14 protein-coding genes are annotated in these 15,175 nt (G+C 72.6%); 9 read left to right on the forward strand and 5 right to left on the reverse strand.

Going from position 1 to position 15,175, the window contains the following annotated elements; translation table 11 throughout:
- Positions 1 to 4: 4 nt before the first annotated feature.
- Together tgmB and ACGF8B_RS13910 are read left to right on the forward strand one after the other, a co-directional pair.
- A complete protein-coding gene (tgmB, locus tag ACGF8B_RS13905; RefSeq protein WP_392737780.1) occupies positions 5 to 970 on the forward strand; it encodes an ATP-grasp ribosomal peptide maturase in 966 nt (321 codons plus the stop codon).
- Positions 967 to 2,148, forward strand: coding sequence for a methyltransferase domain-containing protein (locus ACGF8B_RS13910; RefSeq protein WP_392737781.1), 1,182 nt, complete (start codon positions 967 to 969; stop codon positions 2,146 to 2,148). Before tgmB ends, ACGF8B_RS13910 begins: the two co-directional genes overlap by 4 nt.
- A 48-nt stretch (positions 2,149 to 2,196) precedes the next feature.
- Here the strand turns inward: ACGF8B_RS13910 and ACGF8B_RS13915 are convergent, their stop codons facing one another.
- Positions 2,197 to 2,523, reverse strand: a complete 327-nt coding sequence (locus ACGF8B_RS13915) for a chorismate mutase (protein ID WP_392737783.1) — start codon at positions 2,521 to 2,523, stop codon at positions 2,197 to 2,199.
- 11 nt (positions 2,524 to 2,534) lie between these two features.
- Positions 2,535 to 3,428 (reverse strand): helix-turn-helix domain-containing protein, encoded by an 894-nt coding sequence (locus tag ACGF8B_RS13920; RefSeq protein WP_392737785.1) that lies wholly within the window; start codon positions 3,426 to 3,428, stop codon positions 2,535 to 2,537.
- Positions 3,429 to 3,725: 297 nt separating this feature from the next.
- Here ACGF8B_RS13920 and ACGF8B_RS13925 point away from each other — a divergent pair, with 297 nt between their 5' ends.
- Positions 3,726 to 5,531, forward strand: coding sequence for a beta-galactosidase (locus ACGF8B_RS13925; RefSeq protein ID WP_392737787.1), 1,806 nt, complete (start codon positions 3,726 to 3,728; stop codon positions 5,529 to 5,531).
- A gap of 24 nt (positions 5,532 to 5,555) precedes the next feature.
- Here ACGF8B_RS13925 and ACGF8B_RS13930 read toward each other — a convergent pair whose 3' ends face one another.
- Positions 5,556 to 6,332, reverse strand: coding sequence for a S1 family peptidase (locus tag ACGF8B_RS13930; protein WP_392737789.1), 777 nt, complete (start codon positions 6,330 to 6,332; stop codon positions 5,556 to 5,558).
- A gap of 244 nt (positions 6,333 to 6,576) precedes the next feature.
- Between ACGF8B_RS13930 and ACGF8B_RS13935 the strand changes: the two genes are divergently transcribed.
- Together ACGF8B_RS13935 and ACGF8B_RS13940 are read left to right on the forward strand one after the other, a co-directional pair.
- Complete coding sequence (locus ACGF8B_RS13935) at positions 6,577 to 7,485, forward strand: hypothetical protein (RefSeq protein ID WP_392737791.1); 909 nt, start codon at positions 6,577 to 6,579, stop codon at positions 7,483 to 7,485.
- A gap of 124 nt (positions 7,486 to 7,609) precedes the next feature.
- Complete coding sequence (locus tag ACGF8B_RS13940) at positions 7,610 to 8,782, forward strand: hypothetical protein (protein WP_392737793.1); 1,173 nt, start codon at positions 7,610 to 7,612, stop codon at positions 8,780 to 8,782.
- Positions 8,783 to 8,854: 72 nt separating this feature from the next.
- Here ACGF8B_RS13940 and ACGF8B_RS13945 read toward each other — a convergent pair whose 3' ends face one another.
- Positions 8,855 to 9,766 carry an SDR family oxidoreductase gene (locus ACGF8B_RS13945; RefSeq protein WP_392737794.1) on the reverse strand — a complete coding sequence of 304 codons (912 nt, stop codon included), beginning with the start codon at positions 9,764 to 9,766 and terminating at the stop codon, positions 8,855 to 8,857.
- Positions 9,767 to 9,864: 98 nt separating this feature from the next.
- On the opposite strand from ACGF8B_RS13945, the gene ACGF8B_RS13950 reads away from it, so the two are divergent.
- Genes ACGF8B_RS13950 through ACGF8B_RS13965 form a run of 4 tightly spaced genes read left to right on the forward strand, consistent with a single transcriptional unit; the run spans position 9,865 to position 13,299 of the window.
- Positions 9,865 to 10,608: an enoyl-CoA hydratase family protein gene (locus tag ACGF8B_RS13950; RefSeq protein ID WP_392737796.1), complete on the forward strand. Its 744-nt coding sequence runs from the start codon at positions 9,865 to 9,867 to the stop codon at positions 10,606 to 10,608.
- Positions 10,609 to 10,610: 2 nt separating this feature from the next.
- Positions 10,611 to 11,480, forward strand: a complete 870-nt coding sequence (locus ACGF8B_RS13955; RefSeq protein ID WP_392737797.1) for a CoA transferase subunit A — start codon at positions 10,611 to 10,613, stop codon at positions 11,478 to 11,480.
- Positions 11,477 to 12,238, forward strand: coding sequence for a CoA-transferase subunit beta (locus tag ACGF8B_RS13960; RefSeq protein WP_392737799.1), 762 nt, complete (start codon positions 11,477 to 11,479; stop codon positions 12,236 to 12,238). Before ACGF8B_RS13955 ends, ACGF8B_RS13960 begins: the two co-directional genes overlap by 4 nt.
- On the forward strand, positions 12,238 to 13,299 hold the full coding sequence (locus ACGF8B_RS13965; RefSeq protein ID WP_392737801.1) for an NAD(P)H-dependent flavin oxidoreductase: 1,062 nt from the start codon (positions 12,238 to 12,240) through the stop codon (positions 13,297 to 13,299). Before ACGF8B_RS13960 ends, ACGF8B_RS13965 begins: the two co-directional genes overlap by 1 nt.
- Before the next feature lie 171 nt (positions 13,300 to 13,470).
- On the opposite strand, the gene ACGF8B_RS13970 is transcribed toward ACGF8B_RS13965, so the two are convergent.
- On the reverse strand, positions 13,471 to 15,135 hold the full coding sequence (locus ACGF8B_RS13970; RefSeq protein WP_392737803.1) for a DEAD/DEAH box helicase: 1,665 nt from the start codon (positions 15,133 to 15,135) through the stop codon (positions 13,471 to 13,473).
- Positions 15,136 to 15,175 lie beyond the last annotated feature (40 nt).

The raw sequence follows: 15,175 nt of genomic DNA on the forward strand, positions 1-15,175 counted from the left end.
CCCCGTGTCCTCCGTTCTCGTGATCGCAGCGCGCGACGACTGGCCGACCGACCGAGTCGTCAAGGCCCTCGCGGACGGTGGTGCGGAGGTGTTCCGCATGGACACCGCCGAGTTCCCGCAGGATCTCACCCTTGCCGGGCGCATCGATGCCCGGCAAGGGTGGGCCGGCGGACTCACCACCGCCCACCGCGCCGTTGACCTCGCCGCTATCTCCGCCGTCTACTACCGGGCCCCGAACCCGTTCGTCTTCCCCGTCACCATGTCGGAGTCCGAGCGTCGCTTTGCTGCCGCTCAGGCCCGCGCCGGCCTCGGCGGCATCATCACGGCGCTCGACTGCCGATGGGTCTCCCATCCGGCCGCCATGTCCCGCGCCGAGTACAAGCCGCTTCAACTCGCCACCGCGCAGCAGGCCGGTCTTGCTGTTCCGCCGACGCTCATCACCAACTCTCCCGATGCCGTCCGGGCGTTCGTCGGCGATGTCGGCGGACAGATGATCTGCAAGCCGGTCGCCACCCCCGTGTTCGTCGAGGGCGACCGGCTCAAGACCGTGTACACCCACCGCATCACCGAGGCCGACCTCGACGACCTGCGTGGCATCGACACCACCGCCCACCTCTTCCAAGCGTGGGTGGAGAAGGCGTACGAGGTACGTCTCACGGTCGTGGGCGACCGCTTGTTCGCCGCCGAGGTGCACGCCGGCAGCGCCGCCGCTCACACCGACTGGCGCAGTGATTACGCCTCGCTCACCTACCGCCCGACCACGACGCCCGACGACACCGCCGAGGGCGTACGCCGCTACATGTCCGCCCTCGAACTGCGTTTCGCCGCGATGGACTTCATCGTCACCCCGGACGGGGAGTGGATCTATCTGGAGGCGAATCCCTGCGGCCAATGGGACTGGATCGAGCACGCCACCGGCTTGCCCATCGCGTCGGCCATCGCCAACGAACTGCTGGGAGTCCCCGCATGAGCGCTCCGACCATCGATCACGCCCGCCCCCACATGTCCGCCCTCGCCGACGAACTGACCCGCTCCCGCGCCATCCGGACGCCCCCATGGGCCGAGGCGTTCCGGTCCGTACCCCGGCATCTGTTCGTGCCCCGCTGGTTCGCTCAGGAGACGAACGACCGCGGCATCGCTGTGTGGCGCGAGCACCGCGGCACGGAGACGGCTGACGACCTCGCAGCCGTCTACCGCGATCAGACGCTCGTGACCGCTCTCGACCCGGACACGGCCGAGCAGGTCGACGACACCGCGTGGACCGGCATCCCCACGTCGTCCAGCACGCTGCCCAGCCTCATGGCCGGAATGCTCGAAGACCTGAGCGTCGAAGACGGAAACCGGGTGCTCGAAATCGGCACCGGCACCGGCTACAACTCGGCCTTGTTGAGCGCACGCCTCGGCGAGCAGCTCGTGTACTCCGTCGACATCGACCCTGACCTCGTCCTCGCCGCGCAGGACCATCTGTCGTCCGCCGGGTTCATGCCGCGGCTCGTCCCCGGGGACGGAACCCGGGGTTACCCCACCGGGGAGACGTTCGACCGGATCATCGCGACCTGCTCCGTACCGGCCGTCCCGGCTGCCTGGATCGAGCAGAGCAGGCCCGGAACCATCCTGGTCGCCGACATCGCCCTCGGCATCGAGGGCGGGATCGTACGCCTGGAGGTCGACGAGCAAGGCCGAGCCCTCGGCCACTTCACCGAGACCGCCGGCCGGTTCATGGCGGCCCGCAGCGAGGCCCGCACATACCCGATGCCGCAGCGACCCGAGCGCGCCTCGGAGACGGGCACCTGGCCGTCGGCCGTCACCGCCGCGGACGTCCGTTCGCACTACCCCTTCCGCCTGCTCCTTGCCCTGCGCCTGCCCGGGGCAGAGCTCGTGTACCACGTCGATGACTCGGGCGCGATGGCTCTGCAAATCCAGGACCCCGCCGGGTCATGGGCCCGGTTGCCTCTCGGCGGCGACGGCGTGGGGGCGGTCACGTACGGCGGCGATCCTGGCCTGTGGACCCGGGCCGAGGACATGTGGCGCTGGTGGAACGATGCGGGCCGCCCCTCACACGACCGGTTCAGCTACGCCCGCGAGGCGGATGGCAGTACGCATATCTGGCACATCCCCGACGGCACCCGGTTGGACGTCTCCGCCTGACTGCCGGCACTAAACGATCTTCCTTCGCCGTCCTGCTGGGGCACTGTTTCAGCTCCCCTCCAGGTCAGAAGCCTCCTCCGCGATCCGCTCGTGGTGGCGGATGACCTCCGCCACGATGAAGTTCAGCAGTTTCTCGGCGAAGGCCGGATCCAGGTGTGCGCTCTCCGCCAGTTGCCGCAGCCGTTCGATCTGCCTGCTCTCGCGGGCCGGGTCGGCCGGCGGGAGGTGATGGGCGGCCTTGAGGTGGCCGACCTGCTGGGTGCACTTGAAGCGCTCGGCGAGCATGTGGACAACAGCGGCGTCAATGTTGTCGATGCTCTCGCGCAGCCGGTTCAGTTCCGCGCTCACGGACTCGTCGATGTCCCTGGTGGTCATGGTCAGCGAGCTTAGACGGCCGGGCCCAGTGGGGTGATCGTCGGTGGGTGCTCCGGGTCCGGAACCTGGTCGCTCCAGCCGCCGGGCACGTTGCGGCCCTGCTGCTCGCGGAAGCGGACCGGGGCGGTGCCGACCCGGCGGGCGAAGAGGCGGGAGAAGTACGCCGGGTCGTCGTAGCCGACGCGCCGGGCGACGGCGGCGACCGGCAGGTCGGTGGCGGCGAGGAGTTCCTTGGCGCGGCCCAGCCGGATGCCGAGGAGGTAGTCCTTGGGGCTGCATCCGGCGCCCCGGCGTACCGCCGTGCGCAGTTCGGCGGGGGTCATGCCGTGCCGGGCCGCGTGCTCGGCGACGGACAATGGCTGGAAGGCGTCACGGGCCAGGGCCTGGAGCACGGGGTCGCCGTCAGGGCTGACATCGGCGCGGGCCCGGCGCAGGGCGACGAGGAGTTCGTGGACGGCGGCGCCGGTCTCGACCTCCAGCAGCGGGTTGCCGCGCCGTGCCGCGCGTACGATCCGTCCGATCGCGGCGCGGGGGCCCGCCGTGTCGGCGAGCGGGACGAGCGGGCGGTCGGGCTCGATGTAGCCCAGTTCGGTGTAGGTGGCGGTGGCGGGGCCGGTGAAGTCGACGAAGCTCTCGTCCCAGCCGGTGCCCGGATCGGCGCCGTAGTGGTGCGGGGTGCCGGGGGTCAGCCAGATCAGGCTGGGGGCGGTGACGGGCACCCGGCGGCCGTCGGGTGCGGTGAACCAGCCGCTGCCGGAGTTGACGACGACGGCCACGTGGTGGTCCAGGGTGCGGGGGCCGACGGTCGGCAGCGCGCCGTGCTGGAGTCCCACGCCCAGGCAGACCAGACCGAGCCGGTGGTGGAGCGGGCTGGGAGTGAAGAAACGCATCCAGGTGTGGTACATCGGCCTTCCTTCCTCCCCTTTCTCACGTGGGTACGAATTTCTCACGTGGGTACGAACAGTTCTCACGCAGGTCCGGACAGCCGGCCCGGACAATTGGTCCGAACAATCCGGCCCGGACAATTGGTCCGAACAATTGTGTCCAAACAGCAGTGATCTTTGTCCATGGACCGGCAGGGCGCCAGGGGGCGAGGGTGGTGGCAACATTCCTCCCGGGTTCGCCCGCTCCGTGGTGCGTGCTGTCGTACGGGCCCGGGCCGTGCGGTTCCGGGGGCCGCACGCACAGAGAGTACGAGCACGATGGCTGACTTCACCGTGGGGGACGACCACTTCCGGATCGACGGGAAGCCCGTACGGCTGCTGTCGGGGGCCCTGCACTACTTCCGGGTGCACGAGGCGCAGTGGGACCACCGGCTGTCGATGCTGCGCGCCATGGGGCTCAACTGCGTCGAGACGTATGTGCCGTGGAACCTGCACGAGCCGCAGCCGGGCCGGTTCCGGGATGTGGCGGCGCTCGGCCGGTTCCTGGACGCGGCGCAGCGGGCCGGGCTGTGGGCGATCGTCCGGCCGGGTCCGTACATCTGCGCCGAGTGGGAGAACGGCGGTCTGCCGGTCTGGGTGACGGGGCGGTTCGGCCGGCGGGTGCGCTCGCGTGACGAGGAGTACCTGGGCGCCGTGGAGCGGTGGTTCGGTGTGCTGCTGCCGCAGGTGGTGCAGCGGCAGATCGGGCGCGGCGGGCCGGTGATCATGGTCCAGGCGGAGAACGAGTACGGCAGCTACGGCTCCGACCAGGTCTATCTGCGGCGGGTGGCCGGGATGCTGCGCGAGCGCGGGGTGACCGTGCCGCTGTTCACCTCGGACGGGCCGGAGGACCACATGCTCACCGGCGGCTCGGTGCCGGGGCTGCTGGCCACGGCGAACTTCGGGTCGGGTGCCCGGGAGGCGTTCGAGGTGCTGCGCCGCCATCAGCCGAAGGGGCCGCTGATGTGCATGGAGTTCTGGTGCGGGTGGTTCGAGCACTGGGGTGCCGAGCCGATCGTGCGGAAGCCGGCGCAGGCCACCGAGGCGTTGCGGGAGATCCTGGAGTGCGGGGCGTCGGTGAACATCTACATGGCGCACGGGGGGACGAACTTCGCCGGGTGGGCGGGGGCGAACCGGTCCGGCCCGATCCAGGACCAGGACTTCCTGCCGACGGTGACGTCGTACGACTACGACGCGCCGATCGACGAGTACGGCCGCCCCACGGAGAAGTTCCGGCTGTTCCGCGAGGTGCTCGCCCGGTACGCGGACGGGCCGGTCCCGGAGCTTCCGCCGGAGCCGGTCGGGCTGGCGGTTTTGGTGCGGGCCGGGCTGACCGACTGGGCGCCGCTGGATGCCGTGCTGGACGCGCTGGGCGACGAGGAGGCGGCGCCGTCCGGTGTGCCGCCGACCTTCGAGGAGCTGGGTGTCGACCGGGGTCTGGTGCGCTACCGGGTGTCCGTTCCCGGTCCGCGCCGGCCGTACACCCTGGACGTGACGGGGCTGCGGGACCGGGCCGTGGTGTACGTGGACGGGGTCCGGGAGGGGGTGCTCACCGAGGAGAACCGCGCCCTGGACGAGCCGGTGGCCGGGCCCGCGGAGGTCGAGCTGTGGGTGGAGTCGCTGGGCCGGGTCAATTACGGGCCGCGGCTCGGTGAGCCCAAGGGGATCACCGGCGGGATACGCCACGAGCGGCAGTTCCTGCACGGGGTGCGGGCGCGGGCGCTGCGGCTGGAGGCGTTCGAGGAGCCGGACGCGCTGGCCGGGGTGGCGTTCGCCGACGCCGGGGAGGCGGGTTCGACCGGGCTGTTCCGGGGGACGTTCGAGGTCTCCGGGGCGGCCGGCACCGATCACGCCGGTCTCGAACTGCCCGGCTGGACGCGCGGGTTCGTCTGGGTGAACGGCTTCTGCCTGGGGCGCTACTGGTCGCTGGGCGCGCAGCGGACGCTGTACGTGCCGGGGCCGGTGCTGCGGGAGGGCGTCAACGAGGTGTGGGTGCTGGAGCTGGAGGGCGCGGGCGCGCCGTACGCGGAGCTGGGCCCGGGGGTGCCCGTCAGGACGGACACCCCCGGGGATGCTCAGGCGTGACTCAGTGACCGGCCGGGGCCGGGGTCAGAGCGTGGCCGCGGCGGACGCGATGTTGGCGGCGAAGGTCGAGACCTCGCTGTACACGCCGGGGTAGCCGGGTTCGGCGCAGCCCTGGCCCCAGCTGACGATGCCGACCTGGATCCAGGCTCCGGCGTTGTCCTTGCGGAACATGGGGCCGCCGGAGTCGCCCTGGCAGGTGTCGACGCCGCCGGTGTCGATCAGCCCGGCGCAGATCTCGTCACCGGGGACGAGGTCGCTGCCGTACGCGGCCTCGCAGTCGGCGTCGGAGACGAACGGCACGGAGGCCTTGAGCAGGTAGCGCTGCTGGGCGCCGCCCTCGGTGGCCGCGCCCCAGCCGGCGATGTTGAAGTCGCCGTTGTTGTACGCGGTGGTGGTGGCGATCTTCAGGGTCGGCAGGTCGATGGGCTTGGCGAGCTTGATGAGCGCCCAGTCCTTGCCCGCGCCGTTGTAGCCGGGGGCCTGGAGGACCTTGGTGGACTTGACCTTGATCGCGCTGGAGGACTGCAGGTCGACGACGCCCGCGGTGGCGGTGATGGAGGTGTTGTTGCCCGATCCGTCCACGCAGTGTGCGGCGGTCAGGACGATGTCCTTGGCGTAGAGGGCGCCGCCGCAGCCCATCGACAGCCGGACCATGAACGGGAATTCACCCTGGGCGGCGCGGGTTCCGCCGACGACCGGCTGGGGGGCCGCGGAGGCTCCGGCGGGCTGGAGGCTGACGGCCGCGAGAACCACGGCGGCTATGACGGAACATCTCTTCACGGCACGCAGAAGCTGCTTCAAGAGACTGCCTTCTTTCGTGGGGGGGGTGCTTGTGGGGGGTACGTGTGGGGAGTGCCTGCCGCCCGCGCCGGGTGCCGACCGCGGGCGGCAGGCACCGCACCGATAGTCATGCTCCCGACAAAGGCGTGGTTCGGATTATCGGGAAATGATCACGACCCCCACAAGGATCACTTTCCGGCCAAGATCATCTGCGGCCCTGCGGCTACAGTGGGAGCCGGTCGGACCTCGCGGACGGGGGTGGCAGGTGGCGCACGACGGCCGGAGCACCGGCAGCCCGGTGGTCCACGGTTTCCCGCATCTCGCAACGGTCCGGTCCGCGATCACGGCGCTGTACCGGCGGCTGTCGTACGACGGCGTCCGCGGCTACGCCACGAGCCTCGCGCCCGTCGACGCCGCCTTCGGCGACCAGGACGACCTGTATCTCGGCAGCCAGCGGGTGGCCCGGGCGGTGGTCCGGCACCTCCATCTGCCGGACGCCCGCATGATCGTCGGCTTCCGCGCGATGGAGCACGCAGCCGGGGTCGAACTGACCGCCGGCCCCGAGTACTTCGTCGAGCTCAACGACCGCTTCCGCGCCCACCGCAGGGACATCGGCGCGGCGCTCTCGCACGAGGTCACGCATGTGCTGCTGCACCGCCTGGGCCTGGAGTTCCCCGGCACCCGGGACAACGAGATCCTCACCGACACCGTGACCACGTACCTGGGCGCGGGGTGGCTGCTGCTCGACGCCTTCCGGGAGGACCGGGTCTCCAGCCAGAAGCTCGGCTACCTCACCCCGGAGGAGTTCGGGTACGTCCTCGCCAAGCGGGCGTTCGCCTTCGACGAGGACCCGTCACCGTGGTTCACCAGCCCGCAGGCGTACGAGGCCTACACGAAGGGGCGCGCGCGGGCCCTCCAGGACACCCGGCAACCACCGCTCACCGCGGCGGGCTGGGCGGGCCGCCGCCGCTACGCCAGGGACCGGCGGCACGCCCTGGACCGGCCGGGCACCTGCGCGGACCCCGGTCTCCCGTACGCCTTCGAGGACGGCCCGGACGGGCCGCGGGTCGCCTTCGCGTGCCCGGTCTGCCACCAGCGCATCCGCGTTCCGGTACGGGGCCGGGTGCGCGCCCGGTGCGGACTGTGCCGCACCGTGCTGGACTGCGACACCTGAACGGGGCCGCCACGCCGGACCGGCGGCCCCGGCTCCTGCGCCGTACGGCCCGTCCGGCGGCGCCACCGGCCGTACCCTTCGGGGGCGGAGCGGTGACAACCATGGGTGGACGGGGTGGACGGAAGTGACAGTCTCGGGGGCCGGCTGGGCGCCGCTTCTGGACGACATCGTCCGCGTGGTCCTCTCGTGGGACGAGGATCCCGCCCTGGCGGTGCGGCGTCTGGACGGCGTGCTCCGAAGGGCGACCCCGCACGAACTGATCCGGATCGAATCGGGCTACCGCGGCCGGCGCCACGGTCTCGGCACACTCGGTCCCGGGGCCCTGGCCGGCGATCCGGAGCCGGACGACGCGACGGCCGAGCGGCACGGCACCTCCGTGGCGGCGCTGATGTCGTTCGACCGGTCGGGGTATCTGCGGGAGGCCGGCGTCGCACGGCTCGCCGCCACCGAGGACCCCTTCGCGATTCCCTTCCTCCTGCTGCGGCTGAACGACCCGGTCGGACAGGTACGGGCTCTCGCGCAGGGCTCGGTGGCCGCCCGGCTGGGCCCCGAACACGTGGAACTCCTCGTCCGGCTCCTCCCCCTGATCGACGGACTGCGCGGACGCGGCCGGGCCGGCCGGGTGCTGACCGCGGTGGAGGACCTTCTCCACCGCGCCGGGACGGACGCGCTGTGGCGGGGTGCCCGCTCGGACGACCCCCTGGTGCGCGGGAGTTGCCTGCGGTGGCTCACCCGGACCGATCCGGTCGCGGCCGTCGGGGCCGCCTTCACGACCCGGGACCCCGCCCTGTGGCAGTGGGCGGCCCGCACCGCCACCTCCTCACGGCTGACCCCGGCCCAGCAGGACGCGCTGCTTCCGCTCCTCGAAGGCAGCAGCAGCCCCCGCATCCGTCTGCGGGCCCTGCGGGCCAGGGCCCGCAGCCCTCGGGGCGAGGCACAGGTGCGACGGGCCGTACTCGACCCGGACGCCCGGATCCGGTACCACGCCCGCGCCACGCTGTACGCCCGCGGGCACAAGGATCTCGCGCCGCAGGTGTACCGCGACGCCCTGGCACCGGCGTCCGTCCCGGACGCGACCGCCATCGGCGCGCTCGGCGGGCTGGCCGACCTGGGCGGCGCGTGCGACGTGCCCCGGATCCTGGACTTCACCGCCCACCCCAGGGCCCGCGTACGCGCCGAGGCCTGGCGGGCCCTGAACATCCTGGACCCGCTGGAAGTGGCCCGGAGGGCCGAGCAACTGGCGGCCGACCCCAGCGGCAAGGTGCGGCGCCACCTCCCGGGCCCGCGCACAAAGTGACACCGGCGCCGGACCGACACCCGCGAAGCCGTCCCTCCGGAGCCCCTCCGCCGGGCCCGCGCGGGCCGGGCCCTACCGCGCCCCGTACACCGGCTGCGCCGGCTCCGCCCGGGCGAGCAGTTTCCGTACCGCCTCCCCCGCCTCCCCCGGCGCCCACCGCGCGCCCCGGTCCGCGGTGGGGCCGGGCCGCCAGCCCTCCATGACCGTGATCCGGCCGGCCTCCACCTCGAAGACCCGCCCGCTCACCCCGTCGCTCGCGGCCGAGCCGAGCCACACCACCAGCGGGGACACGTTCTCCGGGGCCATCGCGTCGAACCCGCCCTCCCCCGGCGCCGCCATCGTGCGCGCGAACGTCTGCTCGGTCATCCGGGTCCGGGCCGCCGGTGCGATCGCGTTGACCTGGACCCCGTAGCGGCCGGTCTCCTCGGCGGCGACCAGCGTCAGACCGACGATCCCGGCCTTCGCGGCGGAGTAGTTGCCCTGGCCGACGCTGCCGAGCAGCCCCGCGCCGGAGCTGGTGTTGATCACCCGGGCGACCGGTGCGCGGCCCGCCTTCGCCTCGGCCCGCCAGTGTGCGCAGGCGTGCTTCAACGGCAGGAAGTGGCCCTTGAGATGGACCCGCATCACGGCGTCCCAGTCGTCCTCGTCCAGATTCACCAGCATCCGGTCGCGCAGGAACCCCGCGTTGTTGACCAGGGTGTCCAGCCGCCCGAAGCCCTCCAGCGCGGCCGCGACCAGCGAGGCGGCCCCCTCCGTCGTGGCGATGTCGCCCCCGTGGGCGACCGCCTCGCCGCCCGCCGCCACGATCTCGTCGACCACCAGCTGCGCCGGGTCCAGGGAGCCGCCGTCACCGCCGGGGCCGACCCCCAGATCGTTGACGACCACCTTCGCGCCCTCGGCGGCGAAGGCGAGCGCATGGGCCCGGCCGAGCCCCCGCCCCGCACCCGTCACGACCACCACACGGCCGTCGCACAGACCAGTCATCACTCGTCTCCCTACTCGTCCCCTTATTGGCGATGCGGGGGCAGGCTGCTACCTTCCACACCTAACAAATGTTTGGTGGAAAGGTAGCTGATTCGCTCATGGGTGTCTCCACCACAAGCCCCGCCGAGGGCATCCGGCTCGTCACCGTCGACCACCCGCCCGTCAACGCGCTCCCGGTTCAGGGCTGGTACGACCTCGCCGACGCGCTCCGCACGGCGGGCCGCGACCCCGAGGTCCGCTGCGTCGTGCTGGCCGCCGCCGGACGCGGGTTCAACGCGGGGGTCGACATCAAGGAGATGCAGCGCGACACCGGGCACACCGCCCTGATCGGCGCCAACCGCGGCTGCTACGAGGCGTTCGCCGCCGTCTACGAGTGCGAGGTACCGGTCGTCGCCGCGGTGAACGGCTTCTGTCTCGGCGGCGGCATCGGCCTGGTCGGCAACGCGGACGCGATCGTGGCGAGCGACGACGCCACGTTCGGCCTGCCCGAGCTGGACCGGGGCGCGCTCGGCGCGGCGACCCATCTGGCCCGGCTGGTGCCCCAGCATCTGATGCGGGCGCTCTACTTCACCTCGCGCACCGCCACCGCCGCCGAACTGCACGCCCACGGCTCCGTCTGGAAGGTCGTGCCGCGCGAGGAACTGCTCGGTGCGGCACTGGGGCTGGCGGGCGAGATGGCCCGCAAGGACGGATATCTGATCCGGCTGGCCAAGGCCGCCATCAACGGCATAGACCCGGTGGACGTACGCCGCAGCTACCGCTTCGAACAGGGCTTCACCTTCGAGGCCAACCTCAGCGGGGTCGCCGACCGCGTACGCGAGAACTTCGGCAAGGAGGCATGACCATGACCGACAAGACCATGACGGCCGACGACGTCGTCTCCCGGCTCAGCAGCGGGATGACGATCGGCATCGGCGGCTGGGGCTCGCGCCGCAAACCCATGGCGCTGGTGCGGGCGCTGCTCCGCTCCGACGTCACCGACCTCACCGTGATCTCCTACGGCGGCCCCGACGTGGGGCTGCTCGCCGCGGCCGGCCGGATCCGGAAACTGGTCGCGGCCTTCGTCACGCTCGACTCGGTCCCGCTCGAACCCCACTTCAGGGCGGCCCGCCAGCGCGGCGCGTTCGAGCTGATGGAGATCGACGAGGCCATGTTCATGTGGGGGCTGCACGCCGCCGCGAACCGGCTGCCGTTCCTCCCCGTGCGGGCCGGTCTCGGCTCCGGCGTGATGCGGGTCAACCCGGGCCTGCGCACGGTGACCTCGCCGTACGAGGACGGCGAGGAGTTCGTCGCGATGCCCGCGCTGCGGATGGACGCCGCGCTGGTCCACCTGAACCGCGCCGACCGGTCCGGCAACGGCCAGTACCTCGGCCCCGACCCGTACTTCGACGACCTGTTCTGCGAGGCCGCGGACGCCGCGTACGTGTCCTGCGAACGCCTCGTGGAGACGGCCGAACTGACCGGGAACGCCGCCCCGCAGACCCTCCTCGTGCGGCGCCACTCCGTCACCGGCGTCGTCGAGACCCCGAACGGCGCGCACTTCACCTCCTGTGTGCCCGACCATCCGCGCGACGAGGCGTTCCAGAAGGCGTACGCGACCGCCGCCGCCGACCCCGGGGCCTGGGCGGCCTTCAGCGAGCGCTTCCTGCCCGCCGGGGGCGACGAGAAGGGCTACCAGTCGGCCGTCCGTACCTGGCACGAGGAGCAGAAATGACCACGAGGAACGCGCCCGCGAACCCGGCAGCCGTCACCCGGGCCGAGTACTGCGTGATCGCCTGCGCCGACGCCTGGCGCGACAACGGCGAGGTGCTCGCCAGCCCGATGGGCCTCGTCCCGTCCGTGGGCGCCCGGCTCGCCCGGCGCACCTTCTCGCCCGATCTGCTGCTCACCGACGGCGAGGCGATGCTCCTTGCCCCGGACGGCACGACGGAGGGCTGGCTGCCCTACCGCCGGCACCTCACCATGGTCACCGGCGGCAGGCGCCACGTGATGATGGGAGCGAGCCAGATCGACCGGTTCGGCAACCAGAACATCTCCTGCATCGGCAACTGGGAACAACCCTCCCGCCAGCTGCTCGGCGTGCGCGGCGCCCCGGTCAACACCCTGAACAACCCGGTCAGTTACTGGATCCCCCGGCACTCCACCCGGGTCTTCGTCGAGCGCGTCGACATGGTCTGCGGGGTCGGCCACGACAGCGCGGCGGCGGCCGGTCCGTCGGCCACCCGCTACCACCGCATCCCGCGCGTGGTGAGCGATCTCGGCGTCTTCGACTTCGCGACCCCGGACCGCTCCATGCGGCTGGCCTCGGTGCACCCGGGCGTCACCGTCGGCCAGGTCCGCGAGGCCACCGGTTTCGCGCTCACGATCGCGGACGACGTCCCGTGCACCCGGGAGCCGACCGCCGAGGAGCTGGCCCTGATCCGCGAGGTCATCGACCCGCAGGGCACCCGCGACCGCGAGGTCAGGGTCTGATGCGGACGGCGCTCACGGAGCTCGTCGGCGTCCGCCACCCCGTCGTGCAGACCGGCATGGGCTGGGTCGCGGGCCCCCGCCTGGTCTCCGCCACGGCCCGGGCCGGCGCGCTGGGCATCCTGGCCTCCGCGACGATGACCACCGAGCAGCTGCGGGCGGCGGTACGGGAGGTCAAGTCCCGTACGGACGAGCCGTTCGGCGTCAATCTGCGGGCCGACGCGGGCGACGCGCGCGAGCGGGTACGGATCATCGTCGACGAGGGCGTGCGGGTGGCGTCCTTCGCGCTGGCCCCCTCGAAGGAGCTGATCGCCGAGCTGAAGGACGCGGGGGTGGTCGTGATCCCGTCGGTCGGCGCCGGGCGCCATGCCGAGAAGGTCGCGGCGTGGGGCGCGGACGCGGTGATCGTGCAGGGCGGCGAGGGCGGCGGGCACACCGGTGAGGTGGCGACCACGGTGCTGCTGCCCCAGGTGGCCGACGCGGTGGACATCCCGGTGATCGCGGCGGGCGGCTTCCACGACGGCCGGGGCCTGGTGGCGGCGCTGGCGTACGGGGCGGCGGGCATCGCGATGGGCACCCGGTTCCTGCTGACCTCGGACTCGACCGTGCCGGACGCGGTGAAGGCCCGGTATCTGGCGGCGGGCGTCAAGGACATCACGGTCACCAGGGCGGTGGACGGGCTGCCGCACCGGATGCTGCGTACGGAGATGGTCGCGGCACTGGAGCACGCGGGCCGGGTCCGGGCGCTGGCCCAGGCGGTGCGCCGGGCGGCGGGCTTCCGGCGGATCTCCGGGAGCAGCTGGTCCCGGATGGTGCGTGACGGCCTGGCGATGAAGCACGGCAAGGACCTGTCGTGGAGCCAGATCCTGCTGGCGGCCAACACCCCGATGCTCCTGAAGGCGTCCATGGTGGACGGCCGGACGGACCTGGGGGTGATGGCCTCGGGCCAGGTGGCGGGCGTGATCGAGGACCTGCCCAGCTGCGCGGAGCTGGTGGAACGGGTGATGGCCGAGGCCCACGAGGCACTGCGCACGGTGATCCGCGCGGAGGCCGCGGACGCGTAGGCGACGGACGGCGCAGGCGACTGGCGCGGACGCGCAGGCGACTGGTGCGGACACGCAGGCGACTGGTGCGGACACGCAGGCCGCGGGCGCGCAGCCGGCGGGCACGGACGCGGCGAGGGGCGCCCGGATCCCTCCGGGCGCCCCTCGCCGTGTGCCGGTGCGTACGTACGGCTACGCGGCCCTGCGGCCACGTCCCGCCGCCGCGCCGCCGCGGCCGGCCCCGGAACGCCCGGCACCCGCGCCGCGCGCCTCGCCGTTGCCACGGCCACCGCCCGAGCCGGCGCCGCGCGCGGAACCGCCCGTACCGGCGGTGCGGGAGGCGCCGCCCGTGGAGCGGTTCTCGCCGCCGCCCTGTCCGGCACCGCCGCGCCGGCCACGGCCCCGGCTGCCCGAGCGGAAGCCGGTGCCGCCCGCCGAGGTCCCGCCCGAGCGCGTGCGCTGCTTCGGCGGGGTCGGCTGCGGGACCTCGATGACGATCGCGATGCCCGACGGCTCGCGGGCCCCGGTGATCCGGGTGAGCTCCTCGTCGCTGGACTTGATCCGGGTGGTCTGCGGGGCGATGCCCGCGTCGGCCATCAGCCGGGTCATGTCCCGCTTCTCCTCGGGCAGCACCAGCGTGACGACGCTGCCGGACTCACCGGCACGCGCGGTGCGCCCGCCCCGGTGGAGGTAGTCCTTGTGGTCGGTCGGCGGGTCCACGTTGACGACCAGGTCCAGGTCGTCGACGTGAATGCCGCGGGCCGCCACGTTGGTCGCGACGAGTGCGGTGACCTGGCCGTTCTTGAACTGGTCCAGGGTCCGGTTGCGCTGCGGCTGCGAGCGCCCGCCGTGCAGGGCGGCAGCCCGTACACCGCTGGCGAGCAGCCGCTTGGCGAACCGGTCGGCGGCGCGCTTGGTGTCCACGAACATGATCACCCGGCCCTCACGGGCGGCGATCTTCGTGGCGACGGCCTTCTTGTCGGTCTCGTCGATCACATGGAGCACGTGGTGCTCCATGGTGGTGACGGCACCGGCGGACGGGTCGACGGAGTGCACGACCGGGTCGGTCAGGAACATCTTGACCAGCCGGTCGATGTTCTTGTCGAGCGTCGCGGAGAACAGCATCCGCTGGCCGTCCGGCTCGACCTGCTTGAGCAGGGCGACGACCTGCGGCATGAAGCCCATGTCGGCCATCTGGTCGGCCTCGTCGAGGACGGTGATGGCGACCTGGTCGAGGCGGCAGTCGCCGCGCTCGATGAGGTCCTTCAGCCGTCCCGGCGTGGCGACGAGCACCTCGGCGCCCCGGCGCAGCGTGCCGGACTGCTTGGTGATCGACATGCCGCCGACCACGGTGGCCAGGCGCAGGTTCACGGACGTCGCGTACGGCGTCAGCGCGTCGGTGACCTGCTGGGCCAGCTCGCGGGTCGGGACCAGGACGAGTGCCAGCGGGGCCTTCGGCTCGGCGCGCCGGCCGGCGGTGCGGGCCAGCAGGGCGAGGCCGAAGGCGAGGGTCTTGCCGGAGCCGGTGCGGCCGCGGCCGAGGATGTCCCGGCCGGCGAGCGAGTTCGGCAGGGTGGCGCCCTGGATCGGGAACGGATCGGTCACGCCCTGCGCGGCAAGGGTCTTCAGCAGGGCTGCGGGCATGTCCAGCTCGGCGAACGCCGCTACGGCGGGCAGTGCGGGGGTCATGGTTTCGGGCAGGGCGAATTCACCCTGCGGCGGCGTGGCCCTGCGACGGGGCGACGCCTTGCCGGATCCCTTGCCGGAACCCTTAGCGGTTGCCTTTGCCGGGGCCGTGCCGCGCCCCCTCGACGGGCGGTTGCGGGCGGGTCGGTCCTGGCGTTCGGAGCGGGTCATACGGAATTGCCCTCCTGGGGGATTCCTGAGGAGTCCTGGG

It is taken from the genome of Streptomyces sp. NPDC047917 (assembly GCF_043204345.1).
In the GTDB taxonomy this organism is placed as follows: domain Bacteria; phylum Actinomycetota; class Actinomycetes; order Streptomycetales; family Streptomycetaceae; genus Streptomyces; species Streptomyces sanglieri.